Source organism: Lysinibacillus zambalensis, assembly GCF_040183165.1.
In the GTDB taxonomy this organism is placed as follows: domain Bacteria; phylum Bacillota; class Bacilli; order Bacillales_A; family Planococcaceae; genus Lysinibacillus; species Lysinibacillus zambalensis.
The window spans coordinates 536,930-555,716 of the sequence record NZ_JBEGDG010000001.1 but is presented as its reverse complement, the minus strand read 5'-3'; the positions used below and the strand labels follow the sequence as shown (position 1 = coordinate 555,716).

At 36.4% G+C, this 18,787-nt stretch carries 23 protein-coding genes; 16 read left to right on the top strand and 7 right to left on the bottom strand.

What is annotated here, in order from left to right; all coding sequences use genetic code 11:
* Window positions 1-10 precede the first annotated feature (10 nt).
* The 4 genes from ABNX05_RS02735 to ABNX05_RS02720 are packed head-to-tail and all read left to right on the top strand — an operon-like array spanning window position 11 to window position 2,380.
* Window positions 11-673, top strand: coding sequence for a copper amine oxidase N-terminal domain-containing protein (locus tag ABNX05_RS02735; protein WP_349658284.1), 663 nt, complete (start codon window positions 11-13; stop codon window positions 671-673).
* The gene (locus ABNX05_RS02730) at window positions 670-912 is read left to right on the top strand and encodes a hypothetical protein (protein ID WP_349658283.1); all 243 of its coding nucleotides are present in this window, start codon (window positions 670-672) and stop codon (window positions 910-912) included. Before ABNX05_RS02735 ends, ABNX05_RS02730 begins: the two co-directional genes overlap by 4 nt.
* Window positions 913-949: 37 nt before the next feature.
* Window positions 950-1,825, top strand: a complete 876-nt coding sequence (locus tag ABNX05_RS02725) for an FAD:protein FMN transferase (RefSeq protein ID WP_349658282.1) — start codon at window positions 950-952, stop codon at window positions 1,823-1,825.
* Window positions 1,826-2,380, top strand: coding sequence for a ferric reductase-like transmembrane domain-containing protein (locus ABNX05_RS02720; RefSeq protein WP_349658281.1), 555 nt, complete (start codon window positions 1,826-1,828; stop codon window positions 2,378-2,380).
* 37 nt (window positions 2,381-2,417) lie between these two features.
* Here the strand turns inward: ABNX05_RS02720 and ABNX05_RS02715 are convergent, their stop codons facing one another.
* Entirely contained in the window at window positions 2,418-3,653 is a 1,236-nt protein-coding gene (locus ABNX05_RS02715) for a sensor histidine kinase (protein ID WP_349658280.1), read from the bottom strand.
* Entirely contained in the window at window positions 3,653-4,324 is a 672-nt protein-coding gene (locus ABNX05_RS02710; RefSeq protein WP_349658279.1) for a response regulator transcription factor, read from the bottom strand. Before ABNX05_RS02710 ends, ABNX05_RS02715 begins: the two co-directional genes overlap by 1 nt.
* Before the next feature lie 219 nt (window positions 4,325-4,543).
* On the opposite strand from ABNX05_RS02710, the gene ABNX05_RS02705 reads away from it, so the two are divergent.
* Complete coding sequence (locus ABNX05_RS02705; RefSeq protein ID WP_349658278.1) at window positions 4,544-5,470, top strand: DMT family transporter; 927 nt, start codon at window positions 4,544-4,546, stop codon at window positions 5,468-5,470.
* Here ABNX05_RS02705 and ABNX05_RS02700 read toward each other — a convergent pair.
* Window positions 5,467-6,153: an ArsR/SmtB family transcription factor gene (locus ABNX05_RS02700; protein ID WP_349658277.1), complete on the bottom strand. Its 687-nt coding sequence runs from the start codon at window positions 6,151-6,153 to the stop codon at window positions 5,467-5,469. The genes ABNX05_RS02705 and ABNX05_RS02700 overlap by 4 nt on opposite strands.
* A 91-nt stretch (window positions 6,154-6,244) precedes the next feature.
* On the opposite strand from ABNX05_RS02700, the gene ABNX05_RS02695 reads away from it, so the two are divergent.
* The 6 genes from ABNX05_RS02695 to ABNX05_RS02670 all read left to right on the top strand — a co-directional run bounded on the left by ABNX05_RS02695 (window position 6,245) and on the right by ABNX05_RS02670 (window position 9,705).
* Window positions 6,245-6,553 (top strand): antibiotic biosynthesis monooxygenase family protein, encoded by a 309-nt coding sequence (locus tag ABNX05_RS02695; protein WP_349658276.1) that lies wholly within the window; start codon window positions 6,245-6,247, stop codon window positions 6,551-6,553.
* Between the two features lie 66 nt (window positions 6,554-6,619).
* Entirely contained in the window at window positions 6,620-7,420 is an 801-nt protein-coding gene (locus ABNX05_RS02690) for a PA2928 family protein (protein ID WP_349658275.1), read from the top strand.
* Between the two features lie 17 nt (window positions 7,421-7,437).
* A complete protein-coding gene (locus tag ABNX05_RS02685) occupies window positions 7,438-7,710 on the top strand; it encodes a hypothetical protein (RefSeq protein WP_349658274.1) in 273 nt (90 codons plus the stop codon).
* A gap of 143 nt (window positions 7,711-7,853) precedes the next feature.
* A complete protein-coding gene (locus ABNX05_RS02680) occupies window positions 7,854-8,180 on the top strand; it encodes a PadR family transcriptional regulator (RefSeq protein ID WP_349658273.1) in 327 nt (108 codons plus the stop codon).
* On the top strand, window positions 8,170-8,715 hold the full coding sequence (locus ABNX05_RS02675; RefSeq protein ID WP_349658272.1) for a DUF2812 domain-containing protein: 546 nt from the start codon (window positions 8,170-8,172) through the stop codon (window positions 8,713-8,715). The genes ABNX05_RS02680 and ABNX05_RS02675 overlap by 11 nt, the downstream gene beginning before the upstream one ends.
* A 288-nt stretch (window positions 8,716-9,003) precedes the next feature.
* Window positions 9,004-9,705: an SIR2 family NAD-dependent protein deacylase gene (locus tag ABNX05_RS02670; RefSeq protein WP_349658271.1), complete on the top strand. Its 702-nt coding sequence runs from the start codon at window positions 9,004-9,006 to the stop codon at window positions 9,703-9,705.
* Between the two features lie 31 nt (window positions 9,706-9,736).
* On the opposite strand, the gene ABNX05_RS02665 is transcribed toward ABNX05_RS02670, so the two are convergent.
* The 3 genes from ABNX05_RS02665 to crcB (ABNX05_RS02655) are packed head-to-tail and all read right to left on the bottom strand — an operon-like array spanning window position 9,737 to window position 10,803.
* On the bottom strand, window positions 9,737-10,084 hold the full coding sequence (locus ABNX05_RS02665; protein ID WP_349658270.1) for a hypothetical protein: 348 nt from the start codon (window positions 10,082-10,084) through the stop codon (window positions 9,737-9,739).
* A gap of 30 nt (window positions 10,085-10,114) precedes the next feature.
* Window positions 10,115-10,444, bottom strand: coding sequence for a fluoride efflux transporter CrcB (crcB, locus tag ABNX05_RS02660; protein WP_349658269.1), 330 nt, complete (start codon window positions 10,442-10,444; stop codon window positions 10,115-10,117).
* Window positions 10,441-10,803, bottom strand: a complete 363-nt coding sequence (gene crcB, locus ABNX05_RS02655; RefSeq protein WP_349658268.1) for a fluoride efflux transporter CrcB — start codon at window positions 10,801-10,803, stop codon at window positions 10,441-10,443. The genes crcB (ABNX05_RS02660) and crcB (ABNX05_RS02655) overlap by 4 nt, the downstream gene beginning before the upstream one ends.
* Window positions 10,804-11,850: 1,047 nt before the next feature.
* Here crcB (ABNX05_RS02655) and ABNX05_RS02650 point away from each other — a divergent pair.
* A complete protein-coding gene (locus ABNX05_RS02650) occupies window positions 11,851-13,593 on the top strand; it encodes an ABC transporter ATP-binding protein (RefSeq protein ID WP_349658267.1) in 1,743 nt (580 codons plus the stop codon).
* Complete coding sequence (locus ABNX05_RS02645) at window positions 13,590-15,323, top strand: ABC transporter ATP-binding protein (protein ID WP_349658266.1); 1,734 nt, start codon at window positions 13,590-13,592, stop codon at window positions 15,321-15,323. Before ABNX05_RS02650 ends, ABNX05_RS02645 begins: the two co-directional genes overlap by 4 nt.
* A gap of 56 nt (window positions 15,324-15,379) precedes the next feature.
* Here ABNX05_RS02645 and ABNX05_RS02640 read toward each other — a convergent pair whose 3' ends face one another.
* On the bottom strand, window positions 15,380-15,751 hold the full coding sequence (locus tag ABNX05_RS02640; protein ID WP_349658265.1) for a hypothetical protein: 372 nt from the start codon (window positions 15,749-15,751) through the stop codon (window positions 15,380-15,382).
* A gap of 172 nt (window positions 15,752-15,923) precedes the next feature.
* Here ABNX05_RS02640 and dacB point away from each other — a divergent pair, with 172 nt between their 5' ends.
* The 3 genes from dacB (at window position 15,924) to ABNX05_RS02625 (ending at window position 18,510) form a co-directional block, all read left to right on the top strand.
* On the top strand, window positions 15,924-17,333 hold the full coding sequence (gene dacB / locus ABNX05_RS02635) for a D-alanyl-D-alanine carboxypeptidase/D-alanyl-D-alanine endopeptidase (RefSeq protein ID WP_349658264.1): 1,410 nt from the start codon (window positions 15,924-15,926) through the stop codon (window positions 17,331-17,333).
* 279 nt (window positions 17,334-17,612) lie between these two features.
* Window positions 17,613-17,753, top strand: coding sequence for a hypothetical protein (locus ABNX05_RS02630; protein ID WP_349658263.1), 141 nt, complete (start codon window positions 17,613-17,615; stop codon window positions 17,751-17,753).
* A gap of 448 nt (window positions 17,754-18,201) precedes the next feature.
* On the top strand, window positions 18,202-18,510 hold the full coding sequence (locus ABNX05_RS02625; RefSeq protein ID WP_349658262.1) for a hypothetical protein: 309 nt from the start codon (window positions 18,202-18,204) through the stop codon (window positions 18,508-18,510).
* The last annotated feature ends 277 nt before the right edge of the window (window positions 18,511-18,787 follow it).

The window sequence follows — 18,787 nt, the reverse complement described above, 5'->3', positions numbered from 1 at the left end:
AGTGTTATAGATGAGGATGAAAAAATTTAGTCTTATTGTAGTTCTTATATTAGCGGGTTTTGTTACAAATGACGGTGTTGTGCATGCAGATGATCATAAATATGAAGATAAAAAACATGAAAAGTATAAAGAATATAAGGACTATAAAGACGACGATGATGACGATGAGAAATTTTACGATGACGATGAAGAAGAAGGTGAAACTTACTATTTTCAAGATGCTGTAAGTGTACAAGGGACATGGAATATTTGGACACGAACAGTTGCAGCTGATAAAGAAGTATTACCTTTTACAAGCTCCCAAAAGGTTACGTTCAAGGTAGAAGGTACGAATAAGGAGCTGAGCTTTTTTGTAATACCAAAAGACGGGGAATTTTTTGTGCCAGGAAAAGCAGTAGCTCAAGTTTTAGGAGCAAAAGCAACCTTTTACAAAGCAAGTAAGATTTTAAATATCCAACATCAAAAAAATGAATTGATTTACCGTGCAGGAACTAACGTTGTATATGATAACAATGTGAAAACACCATCACCTGCACAAGCGTTTTATGTGAATGAAGAATTATATATACCTATTAGTACAATAACGAATGGCTTAGGTTATATAGCTGAATGGCAAGAAAGTAACCAAACGTTTGTCTGCCAGCCAATTACGAATAGGGGGGAAGCACTATGAAAGATCCTAAAAAAGCTAAATGGATATTAGGGGCTTCGGGGCTACTTTTATCAGCAGCAATACTATCCCAAATCAACAGCCCAGCAGAAGTCGATTCTACACGCACAAATAATATTCAGGGAGTAGATCAGGGAAATATTACAAAAAAAGAAAAAGAACTAGTACAGCTAGATTGGACAAACTTTGAAATGACAAGGCAATCTTCTGGCAAAAGCGAGCGCAAAACGAAAAGAACGTAATGGAGTGGGGCGTGTGGATACACTAACTTTACAAATAATGAATACTGAATTTTATATTGCTATGCCAAAAGTGGCTCATTTTGTATGGAAAGAAAAAGCAGAGAATTGGCTTCAATACGTAGCAAAAGAATGGTCAAGATTTCAATCAAATAATGAATTATCACAACTTAATAGTTTAGAAATTGGAAAAACGCTCCGCGTTAGTTCGTTCCTATATGATTGTTTAGTGCAAGCGAATAGCTATTATCAACTTTCTAATGGTTTATTTTCTCCATATCTTAAACGTCAATTAGAACATCATGGCTACCATCATTCTTTCCCATTTGATTCAGCTAAAAGTAAGGCATTTCAAAACAAACTCCTAATGGCAGAGCAACCATTTGAATTTCTAGGCGATGAGCAAATACTAAGGGTGGCACAGCAGGAAATTGATTTAGGTGGATTTGCTAAAGGGTATGCGATTGAAAAATTGGCGAATTGGCTTGAGCAAGAGGTATCGCCTGATTTCGGATTAATAGACGGGGGAGGGGATATGAAAATGTGGTCTTCTGGGGAAAAGACATGGACAATCGGTGTTGCAGATGTCTTGAATATAGACAAGGAAATTAGCTCGATTAAAATGAAAACAGGCGCGATTGCTACATCTAATCGGGTATATCGAAGCTGGATGCAAGGAACAATGAAGAAACATCATGTATTAAATGGACAAACAGGTGAAATCGCCAATACAGAAGTATTACAAGCTTCAGTCGTAACGTCCTCTTTATGTGATGCGGAGGTTGGGGCGAAACTTTGTTTTCTTATGGATGAGTGTGAATTGCAGCAATGGTTTGAAAATAATTGTCAACAAAGTGCCCGTTTCATTGTTAAAGATGGGCAAGCAGCAAATTGGAAAATGACAGGGGTGAAATAAATGATCATAAGTACGTGGGAATGGATTCGGTTATTAGGGTTGTTAGCGTATTTTTACTTCACAATTTCCATTATATTTGGTTTGTTGAGAAAATCCTCATTTATTAAATCACATAAAAACTTAATTTATCATATCCATCAAAATGCGGGGTGGCTAGGGTTAATTACCGTAATCGCTCATATGGTACTGCTTTTAATCGATCGTTATGAGCCTTATAGTATAGTTGGGGTTTTAATTCCTTTCTCAGCTAACTATCGGTCTCTACCGTCGGCTCTTGGAACAATCGCATTTTATTTGTTTTTAATGGTCATCATGACATCAGATTTATGGATTCGAACTATGAATCGCTCCTTATGGAAAAAACTTCACTTTCTTGTGTTACCAGCATGGGTATTATCACTTGTTCACGGAGTGCTTATAGGAACGGATACAGAAATTACGTTGATTATAATGTTTTATGTAATTTCCGGAGGGGTGACCCTGTTAGTACTGGTTGTAAGAACATTAAGTGGGTTCATGAAAAAAGTAAATTTTCCAATGTTCCACAATAATTAACTAAAATCGGGGCCGTTTAAAAAGCCCCGATTCCTTATTAAATAGGGAATTCAATATGAATTGTAGTGCCTTTATTTACTGTGCTTGTCGCGTAAATGTTTCCATCATGTTGCTCCACTATTGCTTTGGCTATGGCAAGACCTAAACCAGTGCCATTGTGTTGGCGAGCAGCATCACTTCGGTAGAATCGGTCAAATACTAAAGGTAATTCCTGTTCAGTTATACCAACTCCACTATCAGCAACAGTAATTTTTACAGTGTCTTTATTTTTTAAGAGAGTTAGTGTTATCGTGCCGCTATTTGTATATCTAATCGCATTGTCTAATAAAATATAAAGCAGTTCTTGTATTTTTGAAGCATCGCCAAGCAGCTCGATGTTTTTTTGAATTTCAGAAGAAAACTGTATTTCAGCAGGTGTAATCCTTTGAAATTTCGAGCTTACTTTTTCGAGTAGAGTAGATAGTGTTATGATTTCTTTTTGAATGGGAACCTGCTGCTGATCATGTCTTGCTAAGAACAATAGTTTATCTATAAGTTCCTTCATTGTTTCAGCCTCATCTTTTAAATCCGCAATCAATTCTTTTCCAAAAGGTCTTAATTGATGTGCTTCCTCAATTTCTAAAATTTCTAGCGAACTATAAAAAATACTTAGTGGAGTTCGTAATTCATGAGAGGCATCAGATACGAACTTTTTTTGTTTATCGAACGACCATTGAATAGGGACCATCGCTTTACCAGCTAGAAAATAGGCTAGTAGACCGATTAAGACCGTAGAAATACAAGTTAATACTATTAGTAAATACTTTGTCATTTGGAAAAAGTGGTGCTGTGACTTCACAGATTTACCAACAATAATATAGCCTGCTACTGTATCGTCATTGAATATGGGTTTCTTTAAAAGTAGAAAATGCTCTTCCTGCCATTCATAATGCTGTACGAGGTCCTCACTTGGGTTCCTATTGCCAAATGCTTTTTCAATCTGATTCTTCAGTCCTTTGTAGGATTCGTCACCATGGACAAACTTATGATCCTTTGTGTAAATATAGTAAAAGAAATTGCGATTAGGGTCATAACTTAAAGTTTTAGTGTTTGCATGAACATGTTCAAAGAAATCGTGCTCTTGCTTAACATAAAAGTCTTCTAATTCGTTTATTTGTTGATTTTCCATTAATTTTACGAGTGAAAAGTATAGAACAATAACGAATAGTGAAAATAATAAAAAGTAAAGCGTTGCATACAAATAGGATAATTTTTTTTTCGTTTTATGAAACATTAGCCTTCCCTCAATTTATAGCCAATACCTCTGACATTTTGAATACGTGATTTAGATTGGCTATCATCAATTTTTTTTCGCACAAGTTTAACTAAAACATCTAAGGAATTATTCGAAACATCATAATCGTAGCCCCATATATAAATACAAATTTGTTCCCTAGTTAGTACACGTCCTTTATTGATAAATAAATATTCTAACAGTAAAAATTCATTTTTAGTAAGATCCAATATTTCATTATTGTACAAAATTACTCGGGAATCTACATACAGCTGTAATTGATCAATCTGAATGACCTGTTCTATCACTTTATCTTTTCTTCGTAGTAATGCACGAACTCTTGCTAACAGTTCCTCTATTTTAAATGGTTTTATTATGTAATCATCGGCGCCACTATCAAGTCCTTTAATAATGTCCTCTGTGTCGTCCTTCGCAGTTAGCATTAAAATACTACCATTGAATCCAGTGCTTCGTAGCTGTTGACATACTTGAATGCCACTAATGTACGGCATCATCCAATCTAAAATAACGAGATCATATTTCTCAGTAAGCGTATGGTCTAGCGCTTCCTGCCCATTCTCCGCTTCCGTCACATTGTGAAATTCTTTCTTTAATATATGAACGATATTTCTTCTTAATCGTGCATCATCTTCTGCTAGTAATATTTTCAAGGCGCTTCCTCCTAATGATTATATTCGGCTAAGTATACGCATAAAAAATGAAATGAAACTGAAAATGTTCCTTTCGCTTTTACTTTATCAAAACTTATTTATTTCATACTTTGATAAGAGTTGAAGTATTTCCTGTCTATAATGTCCTTAGACAAAGATCATCACAATAACGTGGGTTTCATTTCCGTTTTCAATAAACATAGAAATAGGGGGACAACAATGAATATTTATAAATTCATAGCATTATTAGTTTTGACAACATTTCTAATGGGGTCTTCATTTGCCGTTGTCAAATTGGGGTTGCCGTATTCATCTCCACTGCTGTTGGCTGCACTCCGCTTTATACTAGCAGGGATGATAATGGGTGTCATCGTGATCGCTTTAAAAAGACCTCACCCGGCCACGCAAGATGGCTGGATAAAAATTTTATCGATAGGGGCGTTTCAAACTGCTGGCGTAATGGGCTGTATTTTTTTAAGCTTACGTACAATTACGGCGAGTGAATCCTCTATTTTAACATTTACGAATCCTTTGCTTGTAGTCATATTTGCTACTATATTTATGAAGGTGCGTTACCGATTGTATCAATGGTGTGGTGTTTTGTTGGGGATTATTGGTGTTATGATTACAATGGGTGCACAAGTTGAAATTAAAATTGGAATTATTTTCGGCATTTTTTCAGCCCTATTTTGGGCCATTGCGACACTACTAGCAAAAAAATGGGGTGTGTTATTTGATACATGGGTGCTATCAGCCTATCAAATGCTTTTTGGTGGTATATTACTTTTAATTGCGAGTTTCGTGTTAGAACAACCATTTTTTACTGTAAATGTTCATTCTTTATTTATTTTATTTTGGCTCAGTGTTTTCTCGTCAATTGTTCAATTTGCGGGCTGGTATTATCTTTTGCAAAACAGTGACCCTGGAAAAACGAGTGCCTTTTTGTTTTTAGCTCCTTTTTTCGGTGTGTTAACAGGTTGGGTACTATTAGATGAACCTTTAAAACTATCGTTAGTTGTCGGAGGGCTGTTTATTATTGCTGGTATCTATTTAGTGAACCGTAATTTTGCAGCTAAATCTAATAAAAATATTCGCGGAGAGACTTTGAATGTTAGCCTTCCCGCGAAAGAAGATAGACCATTTTAAATTTCAAATTTAAAAACTTCTTTAAAGCCTGCTCGTCCTTTTTCAGTCACTTTAATGGCACGAATAGCTGGGACACGAGTCACCCATCCCAAGCTTAAAAAATGTGTCAGCATTCCTTCACCAAGTGCGCCAGCTAGATGATAACGTCGTTCACTCCAATCTAAACATGCATGGGAAAATGATCGACGCTTTCTTTTTAAATCATCTAAATCAAGACCGAAATCCGTAAAAAATTGTGCGCCTTCAGCTGTTATGAGAAACTGTTTTTCTTCTAGTTTTAGAAAACCAGCGTTAAGCAATGATTCTGTTAATTGAACGCCTAGTTTACCAGCTAGATGGTCATAGCAAGTTCTTGCATCCTGTAGTAATTTCATTTGACTTGATTGTTTTAAAGAGCGTACTTCAGGTGGTGGAGAAATCGCTAGGAAGGATTCTAGTAATTGTGCAATTTCTTCGCCGGCTAATTGAAAATATCGATGACGACCTTGTTTCTCTACTTTAACAAGTTTACCTTCTACTAACTTAGCGAGATGAAAACTAGCAGTTTGAGGTTTAATAGCAGCCATATAGGCTAATTCACTGGCAGTATGAAAACGACCATCCATCATACTAGCAAGCATCGTAGCTCTTGAAGTTTCTCCAAGAAGAGAACCAATTTCAGCCATGTTTGGATTAATACTCATTCGTCACGATCCTTTCTGCATTCCACATTTCGATATTCATAAAAGTATTTATCGTTTACAATAATACATATTTAGGAAGGAGTAAATAATTATGAAAACATATTATGCTGTTATTTTTACATCCCAACGAACAGACGAGGATGGAGAAGGCTATGCGAAGATGGCAGAAGTTATGGATGAATTAGCACAAAAACAGCCAGGTTTTCTTCGTATAGAAAGTGCTAGAAATATCGAAGGGAAGGGTATTACTGTATCGTATTGGGAATCACTAGAGGCTATTCAAGCATGGAAAGAAAATTCAAAACATTTAGTTGCACAGCAATTTGGAAAAGAAAAATGGTATAAGCAATATAATGTGGAAATTTGTAAGGTCATAAAAGATTATTCTTTTATAATGTAATTAAAGGCAGGGAACTTCAATACTATTATTTCAAGTATAGAAGGAATTAATTGAGGAGGAGGAGAATTGGACAATTTTTTTCAACGATATATTGATTCGTGGCGTTTTAATGGTTGGCTAGTCCACGATATCTTTTTAGGCGTTATCATTGGCGTTGGACTTTTATTTGTATTGTATGTTTTGTTTAAACGCCGACTAAAAGCTACGTTTGTCATAACTTTTATCCTTTATGCTTTTTTGGGTAATCTTTTAATGATTGTTTTTGGCTTAGCTGGTCGAAGCTTCCCAACCAATTCCGAGTCTCCTATTTATACAGATGATGCACAGAAAATTGCTGTCCAAATGGTTGAAGGATCTGAAAATAACGGTACAACTAATGGGATTACTCAAATTATTTCACATCATCAACTAGTAGCAATTAATTTGCAAACAGGTGAAAAACAGTGGTCCAAATATTCTTCAAGTAAAGAGACACTAATTGGCCATTTCATGGGAGGACTTCTTATTCATCATCGTGACGGTGAGTACGGGAATCTTTCATTATTAGATATACACACGGGAAAAGAAAAACTATCTAAAAAGGAATTTGCGAAAAAACACAAACAATTAATAGATGTTTTAAATAATGGTTCGCATACCATAGTCTTGTTGCAAAATAATCTTTATTTAGAGGGTGTCGATGGGAAATTTTATCGCTTTGATGGCAACAAATTACTGGAAGATAATAAAGCAGAAAAATATCTTTCTACAAAGTTTTTCATAGAATCCGATATTCCAGGTTATTTTGCTTCGCATAATCAACCGTTAGAGGATTACGAAGAAGTTGAAGAATTTAGTAACCTGCTATTCAAACATACAAGAATCTAGAGCCGGCTGTATTAGATGTGGATCTGCAACAACGAACAGCCATTGTATCCTATCGACAAACGAAGCGAGAAAGTGCAGACCGTATTGTATTACTTTATGATATGAAAAACCATCACATTTTGTGGGAAGAAAATATAGGTGTTGTGAATACTGAGCAAAAAAATCCGGGTGTTCGTACATTAGAGAACTATTATGCGATTCAAGCAGGAGATGAGTTTCTATTGTTAGATAAGAACACGAAAAAAGTAATGTTCAGATATCATCTACGGTGGAATCGCCCCGTTCGGTAAAAATTAAAAAGCATGTATTATTTATCCCCTCCAAGTAATGGCTTGTGGGGATTTTTTTATTTTGGATCAAGGTTGCTCAATATATCATAAAATGATATATTATTTTACGATATATCACTTTTTGATATATTGGAGGTGTAATAATGAAATCATTAGAGCAGTTAACAGATTCTGTTTTTTATATTATGGCTGCCTTAACTGAGCCGAGACATGGCTATGCGGTCATGAGTTTAATTGAGGAAACGACAAAGGGTACTTTCGTAGTTGGTCCAGCATCCCTTTATACAATTATAAAAAAACTAGTAGCTGAACAGCTTATTCAGCTACACGATGATTCAGATTCTCGTAGAAAGGTCTATGTCTTAACGGATAAAGGTCGTAAAATATTGCTCGAAGATATTGAACGAAGAAAGACTATGATTCATTTGGCAGAGCAGGGATTACAAAGGGGGAAAAATAGTGCGAAATAAGAGATATATGCCATCAATTGGTTTAGCTTTTTCTGAGGCACGCGATATGAAAAAATTAAGCGAAAAAGCGGCGAAGGGCTGGCATTTAAAAAGATTGCGATTTGCTGGCTACGGGCTAGAAAAGGGTGAGCCAGAAGAAGCTGTTTTTAATATTGATTATCGTAAATTACGGAAAGATGAAGAAGCGGAGTATTTTACACTATTTGCTTACGGTGGCTGGACGCATGTATGCTCAAGCACTAACATGCATATTTTTAAAGCAGCTCCAGAAACGACACCTATTTATAGTGATGCAGAGTCTTCTATTGATAAATTAGCTCGTCTTGCAAAGTCTGTAAATCTAGTAGCATCAATTGCTCTTGCTATCACTATGGTCTTGTGGATATTTATGATATTTGCCTCTGGGACAATTCAACACATTGCAGAGCAAGGATTTACATATTCCATTATATTTACTGTCCCAGCGCTCATGACCTCTGGTGGAGTTTACTATCATATGTGGAAAAACCTACGATTAAAATCAAAGCATATATAAAGTAAGAACAGCTGATGCTTTTCAGCTGTTTTTTTATGGCCGCCGTATAGGAATCTCAGAGCGACGGAAAGCAAGGTCTCAACGAAGGAAAGAAGTCTCGGAGCGACGGAAAGAACAGCGATACCGACGGAAAGAAACCTCAAGGTGACGGATAGAAATAGCTACACTGAACTACAGGAAAAACTGATCTGTTGTCGAAGTATTAAGTTATCGCGTTTTTGTGAAAATGAAAGTCCATATAATGACCTATACATCTTATGGTGATGCCATGGATGGGGGGAGGGAAATATGACAAATGAACTTTTAAGTGAGTGGTTACAATCATCAAACAGCACGGTCATTTTAACGGGTGCAGGTATGTCAACCGAAAGTGGAGTTCCAGATTTTCGATCGACATCTGGCTGGTGGAAAAATATTGATCCTCGAACAGTAGCTACTACAGAAGCATTGGCACAAAATTATTCATTGTTTCATGAGTTTTATAAAATGCGCATAGAAAATTTGGAAAAGGTAGCACCGCATGAAGGCCATCAAATTTTAGCTGATTGGGAAAAGCGAGGGATTGTATCGTTAGTTGCTACGCAAAATGTTGATGGTTTTCATCAGCTAGCAGGAAGTCAAAGGGTAGAGGAGTTACATGGTTCGATACGCTCCATTCGTTGTCATCGCTGCGAGAAAGCTGCTCCAATTGAAAGTTTCTTACACAAAGAGAGTTGTGTACATTGTGGTGGTAAACTACGCCCTAATGTAGTGCTTTTTGGAGAAAACTTACCGCAAGTGAGCTGGAACAATGCGATGGAAGCAATCAGAGCAGCGGAGCTTGTTCTTGTTATCGGCACGAGCCTTGAAGTGTATCCTGTCAATCAACTTCCAATGATGACAAAAGGAAAAACTGCTTATATTAATTTAGATATTGCGCACCATGCAGTACAATTTGATTTAACTATTGAAGGAAAAGTAAAAGAAGTGTTGCAGCAATTGCCACTTTAAAAGGAGGCGCCCTTGAGACATCAAGAGGCGCCTAAAACATTTGTGGTAAAAATTCGGTCATAAAGCGTTGATTTTTACGTAGCCATATTTTTAAAATCATACGGTGTGTTAGTAGTCGTTGTCTTTTTTGTGGTCTAGCTTTCGCCTCTATTAAACTTTGTAGAAGAGTGCATGTTTCAGTTGCTAATGTTTGAGGATCAACGAGGACGTCAAGTTTATAATCAATTAACTGAGCAGCCTGGACCTTTGCAAGTAATTGTGCAAAGCGGGTATTCATTTCTGGAAAGTTTTCTTCTAGTTCTAAGTCGATTAAAGAATATATTGTTTGTTCAATTTCAGCTTCGAGCGCTTGTAATTGTTCAATAGATGGCTGTGTCAAAAAATCACCTCTAGTATGTCATAAATGCTACTACACAAGGAAAAAGCCAAGTGTAGCGAAAAGTAAACCGAATAAAACGGTAGTGCATATATAAATAATCACTTGCTTCCATTTTTTCTGTTCCAAGAGCTGCAAACATTCAAAACCAAATGTTGAAAATGTCGTATAGGCCCCTAAAAAACCGAGCCCTATAAACTGCCAAATCCAATCACTTGGCTGTAATGCAAATAGAAAGCCAAGTGCAAAAGAACCTGTTATATTAATAAAAAATGTTGCCCATGGGTATGGATGAGCAATCAATTTTCCAAGATAAAATCTCGTTAATGCACCCAAAAATCCCCCGATACCAATAACTATCATACGCTGCGCCCCTTCGTAAGTCTAAATCCTAGCCATGCACATGCTAAACCGCCAAAAACACTTACTAAAATATAAAGAATAGCTAGTAGCCACTTACTATCTTGCAAAAGTAATAGCGTTTCTAAAGAAAAGGTCGAAAATGTCGTAAAGGCACCTAAAAAACCAGTGCCAATTCCTAAAATAATAGGCGTACGCTTTGTAAACATAGTAAATAGCCACGCTAAACAAAAGCAGCCAATTAAGTTCATACAAAGTGTTGCAATTGGAAAACCACCTGTATTTTGAAATGCTTGACCAAGGTTATATCGACAGATGGCACCCAAAAACCCGCCGATCCCAACAGCTAAAAATGATTTCAAAGTAAAGACTCCTTACTAAAATGTCTATATTGAAAAGTGTATCATGAGAGAATCAATTTAGATATATTTCTATAGTTATATGGAATCAAATATACTAAAAAGAGTTAAAACCACATAATTTTGACCTCTTGAAGTGATAAAGTTTAAAAGTTGGGTGATAAATAAAAAAAGTTGAGCGATAAATTAAAGTTAGGCGATAAATATTGAAGTTGTTCCGATAAACCTTAAAATTGTTCCGATAAATCAAAAATTTGTTCCGATAATTCGAAAAAATGTTCCGATAAATTGATTTGGACCCCATCGTACTAGCTTTGTTCGATAAAGTCTTCCTGCATTTTTCAGCAGGTGTCAAACATTCGCTGAAATAGAGGAACTCAGGCTAAGAACTTCACATCCTGTGAAAACGCCTGAGTGACCGACATCGTGCTGTTGCTGTCGCTGCGCTTTCGCACAGACAAAACACTTTGCTGTTGCTGTCGCTGCGCTTTCGCACAGACAAAACACTTTGCTGTCGCTGTCGCTGCGCTTTCGCACAGACAAAACACTTTGCTGCCGCCCCGCTTTACGCGAAATCTGTTGGCCAAAAGCCTTCGGACGCAATGAGGCCTCGCCATATATAGGAATTCATTGCTTTAAAGCGCTAATTATTTCCTGAAAAACGTAAAAAATAACAGCAAGTTGGTTGACAAATATTTCTAAGATGTGATAATCTTCAAGAACACTATAACAAACTTAAGTAAAGGAGGGCATGACGATGTTAATTTTATCAGTATCATTTCAAATAACAACTGCATACATTGTCCATGTCTTCTAACATTTTATTTTACATTGCAATAAAAGGCATGGGTTACTCCTTGCCTTTTATTAAGAGACACATGCTCTTTTTTTGGGTATGTGTCTTTTTTGTTGCAAAAAAGGGTTGTAGTGAACATGAAGAAGGAGTGTATGTGTATGCGAAACGAAGTACAAAGAATGATTTTCATCAAGGTATTTATGGATAGTGGGTAGCAAAGCTTTAACAGCACTAGAGAAAGAAGGTTATAACGTATGTTTGATGTTTTAAGTAAATTAAGCTGGTTTTTTAAGGAGTATTGGAAGCAATATACAATAGCTGTTGTGTTATTAATGATCGCGAGTGGCTTAGAAGTTGTTCCACCGTATTTGCTAGGGTCAATTATCGATTTATTGACTGCTGGTGAAATGACGCCAGCTCTTTTAACGAAGTATATTTTGATTTTCGTATGTATCATTATTGGGGGGTATACCCTTAATTTTGTGTGGCAATTCAGACTATTTGAAGGGGCTATTAACCTAGAGAAAATTTTGCGTCGAAACCTTATGCAGCATTTTTTGCGCATGACACCAACGTTTTATGAAAAAAATCGTACCGGAGATTTAATGGCCCGTGCGACGAATGATTTAAACGCAGTGTCGATGACTGCTGGGTTTGGGATTATGACATTGATCGATTCTACCATCTACATGGGCTTTATTATTTTTGCGATGGGTTATATGATTTCGTGGAAACTTACTTTTTTTGCAATGCTGCCAGTTCCGATCATGGCCGTCCTTATTCAATATTTAGGGAAAATAGTGCATGAACGCTATATGAAGGCGCAGGATGCTTTTGGTGAACTGAATGATAGTGTTCTAGAGTCGGTTGCAGGTGTGCGAGTTGTACGGGCATACGTACAAGAAAAAAAGGACGAAGCAAATTTTGCAGAGATGAGCGAGATCGTGTATGAAAAAAATATGCATACCGCAAAAATTAACGCCTTATTTGGACCGATTACAAAGGTCGGTACTGGGATTAGTTATGTTGTAGCGCTTGGCTATGGTGCTCATTTAGTAGCAATTGAGGCTATGACAGTTGGGCAACTTGTAACGTTCAATGTTTACTTAGGGCTAGCAGTTTGGCCAATATTTGCAATTGGGGAACTTATAAACGTGATGCAGCAAGGTAACGCCTCTCTTGATCGCGTACAGGAAACACTAAACTACGAGGCAGATGTTCGAAATATTGCAAATCCACAAACAATTGCGATACCGAATGCGATTGGCTTTGATGATTTAACTTTTCAATATCCACTGAGTCAGGTGAAAAACCTTCAGCGAATTTCTTTGTCGTTGAAAAAGGGGCAAACACTTGGAATTGTTGGTAAAACGGGAGCGGGAAAAACGACCTTCCTGCGACAGTTATTACGTGAGTATCCAATCGGCGAGGGACAGCTATCGATTGATGGGGTAGATATTGCTGCACAAACGAAGGAACAGTTACTCGATTGGATTGGTTATGTTCCACAAGATCATGTTCTATTCTCACGTACTATTCGTGAAAATATTTTATTTGGGAAAGAAGATGCTACACAGTCTGAATTGCATCAGGCGATTCGTTCTGCATACTTTGAAAAAGATTTAAAAAATTTACCAATGGGCCTTGAGACACTTGTTGGTGAAAAGGGTGTATCTCTTTCAGGTGGTCAAAAGCAACGTGTTTCCATTGCGCGTGCTCTTATTAAAGACCCTGAAATTTTAATGCTTGATGACTCGCTTTCTGCTGTAGACGCCAAGACGGAGGCAAGAATTATTGAAAATATACAGCGAGAACGACAAGATAAAACGACGATTATTACTACGCATCGTTTATCAGGAATTCAACATGCCGATTTAATTATCGTGCTAGATGAAGGCCAAATTGTAGAGCAGGGAACGCATGAGCAGCTTCTTTCACAACAAGGATGGTATAAAGAGCAATTTGACCGTCAGCAGCTTGAAGGAGGTGCCTCATGAGTACAAGTCAACGTTTAACACGCTATGCAATGTATTTTAAAAAGACGATTCTACTAGGATTATTTTTCTTAACAATCGCCGTCTTTACGGAGCTTGTTGGGCCGTTTATTGCAAAGCATATTATTGATAATTACATGACAATTGGTCACATTGAATTAAAACCAATTACTTGGTTATTACTTGTCTACTTACTTTTAGCAATAGCTACAGCTGTTTTACGCTATTTTATGTATATTTATTTACAAATGGGTGCCAACCGTGTTGTACAAAAATTACGTAAGGATGTATTTGAGCATATTCAAACATTGCCAATTCAATACTTCGATAATTTACCAGCAGGAAAAATTGTAGCCCGTGTAACGAATGATACCGAGGCTGTTCGTAATTTATACGTTCAAGTACTGTCAAACTTCGTTACGAGTTTTATTTCTATTGTGGGTGTTTATATCGCACTCTTCATTTTAAATTGGAAAATGGCATTGTTAGCATTGACTATGATACCAGTCGTTTATTTTTGGATGATTTTATACCGTAAAGTGGCCTCGAAATATAATGATGTCATCAGAACGAAAATTGCCGATATTAACGCAATGATTAATGAATCGATTCAAGGAATGACAATTATTCAAGCATTCCGTCGTGAGCAGCAAATGACGAAGGAATTTGATGATATGAATAATGAGCATTACGCATATGAACGCAAGCTACTTTTCCTTGATTCTGCAACGTCCTTCAACCTTGTTAATACATTAAGACTAATTATGTTTACGGTCTTTATTTTCTACTTTAGTACACAGTCATTTACGGCCACGGAAGTTATTTCTGCGGGGACACTATATGCCTTTGTCGATTATTTAACGAGATTATTTAATCCAATCACGAATATCGTCAATCAATTTTCTCAGCTTGAGCGCTCACTCGTTGCAGGAAAGCGTGTCTTTGAAGTGTTAGATACGAACGGGGAGCCAGTTGCTGAAAAAAGTATGCCTCGATATAAAGGAAATGTGGTGTTCGAAGATGTTTCCTTTGCCTATAAAAATGATGATTACGTATTGAAAAATTTATCATTTGAAGCACACCAAGGTGAAACAATTGCCTTAGTAGGCCATACAGGATCTGGGAAAAGCTCTATTATGAACTTATTGTTCCGTTTCTATGACCCATCTATAGGGAAAATTACGATTGATGGAATCGACATCACTTCGGTTCCTCGTCAAACGATGCGTGAACATATGGGTATTGTTTTACAGGATCCATACTTATTTACAGGTACTATTGCTTCGAACGTTAGCCTAAATAACCCTAAAATTTCACGAGAAAAAATAGAAGCGTCATTAAAGGCTGTTGGGGGAGAACGTGTTTTAGCGAACTTGCCAGATGGCTATGATGAGCCTGTTATTGAGAAGGGGAGCACATTGTCATCTGGGCAACGCCAGTTAATTTCCTTTGCGCGTGCCCTTGCCTTTGACCCGGCAATTTTAATTTTAGATGAGGCTACTTCTAATATAGATACGGAAACAGAGGAGATTATTCAGCATGCGATGGATGTACTGAAAAAAGGACGTACAACATTTATTATCGCTCACCGACTTTCTACTATTAAAAATGCCGATCGTATTCTTGTGTTAGATCGAGGCAAGATTGTCGAGCGTGGCACACATGATGAGCTATTAGCACAGGGCGGCATTTATGAAAAAATGTATCAAATGCAGGCGAATTCATTGCAATAATATTTAAACTCCGACAAAATGAAAGCCTCACTTTGAGAAAAAGTGAGGCTTTCTATTTAAGATTTTACATTTTTAAAGACATTGACAAAAAAGAACAGTACGGAAATTGCTACTGCGATACCGCCACCAGATACAAAGAGCTCAAATAACCAGCTTGGTACATCTATATGAACCATCATCATACCGACCAAGAGGAACGGCAATCCGAGATTGTAGAACCAAAATTGTGCTTTTGCCAGTCCTGTCTCGGCTGCATCTTTATATATTGAATAAATTAAACCGATTAAACCAGTTGTCAGCCAACCTACTACACCAATGTGGGCGTGTGTCGCCGTCCATTCGAGTTGAATTGTATAATGCATAAACAGTCCAAAAGCCAAAACAATCACTAAATATAAGACTGAAATCTTTATCCATTTAGCACCCATTTATAAACAACTCCTTTCCCGAAATGATTTAGCTAGCTATTACAGTTTATTCTTGTCGAATAAAAAAGTTGACATATTATTTTTGTGTAAAATGCTGATTTTTCCTGCGGGATAAAGTGTTGAAGTAAAAATTGCCAATTGGAGGGTCTATGAAAAGAAAATTATTTTTTTTATGATTATTTTAATGGTTTGTTGTTTGCCAATCACCTTTTTTGTGAAGGAAAGAGCTCGAAAGCAAACGATGACAACAAAAGTGAATAGCGTCCTTGCTGGAAATTGGAAGAACAATGAGTATAGTATAACAGTACGAGATATAGAAACTGGGGAAGTACTTTACAATAGAAATGGAGATAAAATGATACGCCCTGCTTCTTCGCTCAAGCTTTTAGTTAGCGCTGCTGCTTTGGATTTATTAGGGCCTGACTATCGCTTTGCTACGAAGACATATGTCGATGGCACAATTGAAGATGGTGTTCTTCACGGTAATATTTATATACAAGGCGGGGGAGATCCAACGCTTTTACCTGTTCATTTAGAATCGTTTTCAAATGAATTGAAAAAGCTGGGTATCTCGAAAATTACAGGTTCTTTAATCGGGGATGATACTTGGTTTGATGCAGATCGTTTACCGAAGGGAATTGTCCCTGAAGAAGAGGATCAATCTTATGCTTCGCGCATTTCTGCATTAACGATTTCGCCAAATGATCAGTATGATATTGCAACTGTGCAAGTGAAAGTGACAGGCTCAAAGGTTGGTACTACGGGTAATGTCCAGCTTGTTCCGTTTGCAAGTACTATTCCGATAGTCAACAAAACAAAAGTTGTGAACAAGTACGAGAAAAGTACAGTGAAAATTACAAGAGAATACGGTACAGATCAAATCATTGTAACAGGTAACTTACCAGCAGATTCACAGGAAAGTACAAATGTAGCTGTCTATCATCCAACGCTATATACACTTGACGTATTCCGAGAAAAATTAATAGCGAAAGGTATCCAAACAATGCCTCTTGAAACTGGAAAGGTACCTGAAAATGCACAACAAGTAGCTATTTCATATTCAAAGCCATTACAGGATATTAACTTTATGTATTTAAAGCTAAGCATTAATGGGATGGGTGATATGTTTACTAAACAACTCGGGCGAAAGTTACTTGGTGAAGGAAGCTGGTCGGCTGGCATTAAAGCGATTCGGTCGTATGGTAATGATATTGGGCTTAATATGGAGCAGTGGTATATTGAAGATGGTTCAGGTTTAAGTCATCAAAATCGAGTAAGCAGTATGCAAGTAAGTCTATTATTATATAACGTTCGCAATAAATCCTGGTATTCCTCATATTTAGATGCATTACCGCATGCAGGAAGAAAGGGCAACCTTGTTGGTGCGACTTTAGAAAATCGTATGAAGGGCTATAGTGTATCTGCTAAAACAGGCTATATTTCTGGAACATATGCTTTGTGTGGCTATGTAAAAGGAAAGAGTGGCAAGTGGTATATCTTTAGTATTTTGACACAGGCCAATAAAACTTCACCTATCCCAACTATTGATGAAATTGTCAAACAGATTGCAAATGAAATGTAAGAATGTTGAACAATATAGTTTAATTTCTTTTCAGCATATGTTTTGTAGCAAAAGCGTAGCGTCAGCTGCAGGTGTAAAAGGGTCAAAGCACTAATCTGTAAGATTAAAAACAAGTAATTGTACATGGTGATTGATTCTAATATAACTTGTTTATAATGTTGCACAAATTATGAAAATGTACATTACTAAAATAAATTTAGTGGTGTGCATTTTTTTAATTTGTTAAGAAGTGAAAAGTTAAAGTAATATTAGTTGTTTTTAATTAGTGGAGGTGCATGTTTGTATGAATACGGCCCAAAGCATATAGAAAGCAAGTATAAGCTTTTAGTATTTAAAGAAAACCAACCATTTTTACCATTAACAAATTATTTAAATGACTATTTAGGACGAATTGATAAGAGCTCTGCAACATCCTATTAAAATTGTTTACTTCCCTTTTTCAAAGGGTTAGAGGAAGAAAGTAATTTTCAAGGGGAACGAGTGCAATGGATGATAAAGAAGAAAAAATACGAGTTGTTGTTGAAGATTATTTAATGCATGAAATAAAATAAATCTAACCAATAAAAGTCGGAATACAATTAGTCGTTTGAATATATCTACACAGCAGATACCAAAATCAGAGTGGTATTGACAGCAATACAAATGCCGATGCATTTTTTGAAAGTGTTAAAAAAGCGTTAGATATTATTTTCTAAATACACAGATAAAAATAGTATGACTCATCTTACTGCAAGGTTATTTGTAGATATGGGCTATTCAAATTCAGTGTACGAGCTTATCAAAGATTCAGAAGTTCGCCTTTTGGTTGAATTAGCGAATAAAATCAAGAATTAACAACTTATAAATCTAAATATTAAAAGGAGAACATATGGAAATATACAATATTAATTTGAATATTCATTATTCAGCCCCGCAAGAAGTTTGGGATAAGTTGGAGCGTTTATATAGAGAAATGCCTAACTGGAACAACTTTGTAAACGGCTGGCCACAGTGGTATGGTTCAGATGGTAAGTTGATAGAAGTTAGTATTGAATCAAGTGGATTACAATTCTATGCTAAATTACCATCAGAAGAATGGAATGAATGGATTACATTATTTAAGAATAGAGCTACAAAATTATTGGGATATGAAGTTGGCGAACCAGAAAACGGTTTTGAATTTCACTATTATGATTAACCCTACAAATTCCAAGTAATCCATAAACTTAATTTGAAAATACATAAGACACTTTGGTACATCATCGACAATTCTTCCAGTCACACTTAATTGCTATTCAACGAACCTGCACCGTTCGTATTATAAGATCAGCCAGATATTACTGGTTGACCATTTTTTATATGGTTTAGTTGAATAACGGAAAGAAAAAATTCCCGAAACTTACTTTTGTTAAATATACCTAAACTATATTTTCAAATAAAGCTTAACTAATATCAAAGTTAGTTAAACTTTAAAA

What these genes read in the sequence shown, in the direction of transcription:
- ABNX05_RS02720 (WP_349658281.1), top strand. Translation starts at nt 1,826, where the DNA reads ATGATCATAAGTACGTGGGAATGGATTCGGTTATTAGGGTTGTTAGCG.
- ABNX05_RS02680 (WP_349658273.1), top strand. Translation starts at nt 7,854, where the DNA reads ATGAAATCATTAGAGCAGTTAACAGATTCTGTTTTTTATATTATGGCT.
- ABNX05_RS02695 (WP_349658276.1), top strand. Translation starts at nt 6,245, where the DNA reads ATGAAAACATATTATGCTGTTATTTTTACATCCCAACGAACAGACGAG.
- ABNX05_RS02730 (WP_349658283.1), top strand. Translation starts at nt 670, where the DNA reads ATGAAAGATCCTAAAAAAGCTAAATGGATATTAGGGGCTTCGGGGCTA.
- ABNX05_RS02625 (WP_349658262.1), top strand. Translation starts at nt 18,202, where the DNA reads ATGGAAATATACAATATTAATTTGAATATTCATTATTCAGCCCCGCAA.
- ABNX05_RS02705 (WP_349658278.1), top strand. Translation starts at nt 4,544, where the DNA reads ATGAATATTTATAAATTCATAGCATTATTAGTTTTGACAACATTTCTA.
- ABNX05_RS02645 (WP_349658266.1), top strand. Translation starts at nt 13,590, where the DNA reads ATGAGTACAAGTCAACGTTTAACACGCTATGCAATGTATTTTAAAAAG.
- ABNX05_RS02715 (WP_349658280.1), bottom strand. Translation starts at nt 3,653, where the DNA reads ATGTTTCATAAAACGAAAAAAAAATTATCCTATTTGTATGCAACGCTT.
- ABNX05_RS02640 (WP_349658265.1), bottom strand. Translation starts at nt 15,751, where the DNA reads ATGGGTGCTAAATGGATAAAGATTTCAGTCTTATATTTAGTGATTGTT.
- ABNX05_RS02700 (WP_349658277.1), bottom strand. Translation starts at nt 6,153, where the DNA reads ATGAGTATTAATCCAAACATGGCTGAAATTGGTTCTCTTCTTGGAGAA.
- dacB (WP_349658264.1), top strand. Translation starts at nt 15,924, where the DNA reads ATGATTATTTTAATGGTTTGTTGTTTGCCAATCACCTTTTTTGTGAAG.
- ABNX05_RS02650 (WP_349658267.1), top strand. Translation starts at nt 11,851, where the DNA reads ATGTTTGATGTTTTAAGTAAATTAAGCTGGTTTTTTAAGGAGTATTGG.
- crcB (WP_349658269.1), bottom strand. Translation starts at nt 10,444, where the DNA reads ATGATAGTTATTGGTATCGGGGGATTTTTGGGTGCATTAACGAGATTT.
- ABNX05_RS02670 (WP_349658271.1), top strand. Translation starts at nt 9,004, where the DNA reads ATGACAAATGAACTTTTAAGTGAGTGGTTACAATCATCAAACAGCACG.
- ABNX05_RS02735 (WP_349658284.1), top strand. Translation starts at nt 11, where the DNA reads ATGAGGATGAAAAAATTTAGTCTTATTGTAGTTCTTATATTAGCGGGT.
- ABNX05_RS02725 (WP_349658282.1), top strand. Translation starts at nt 950, where the DNA reads ATGAATACTGAATTTTATATTGCTATGCCAAAAGTGGCTCATTTTGTA.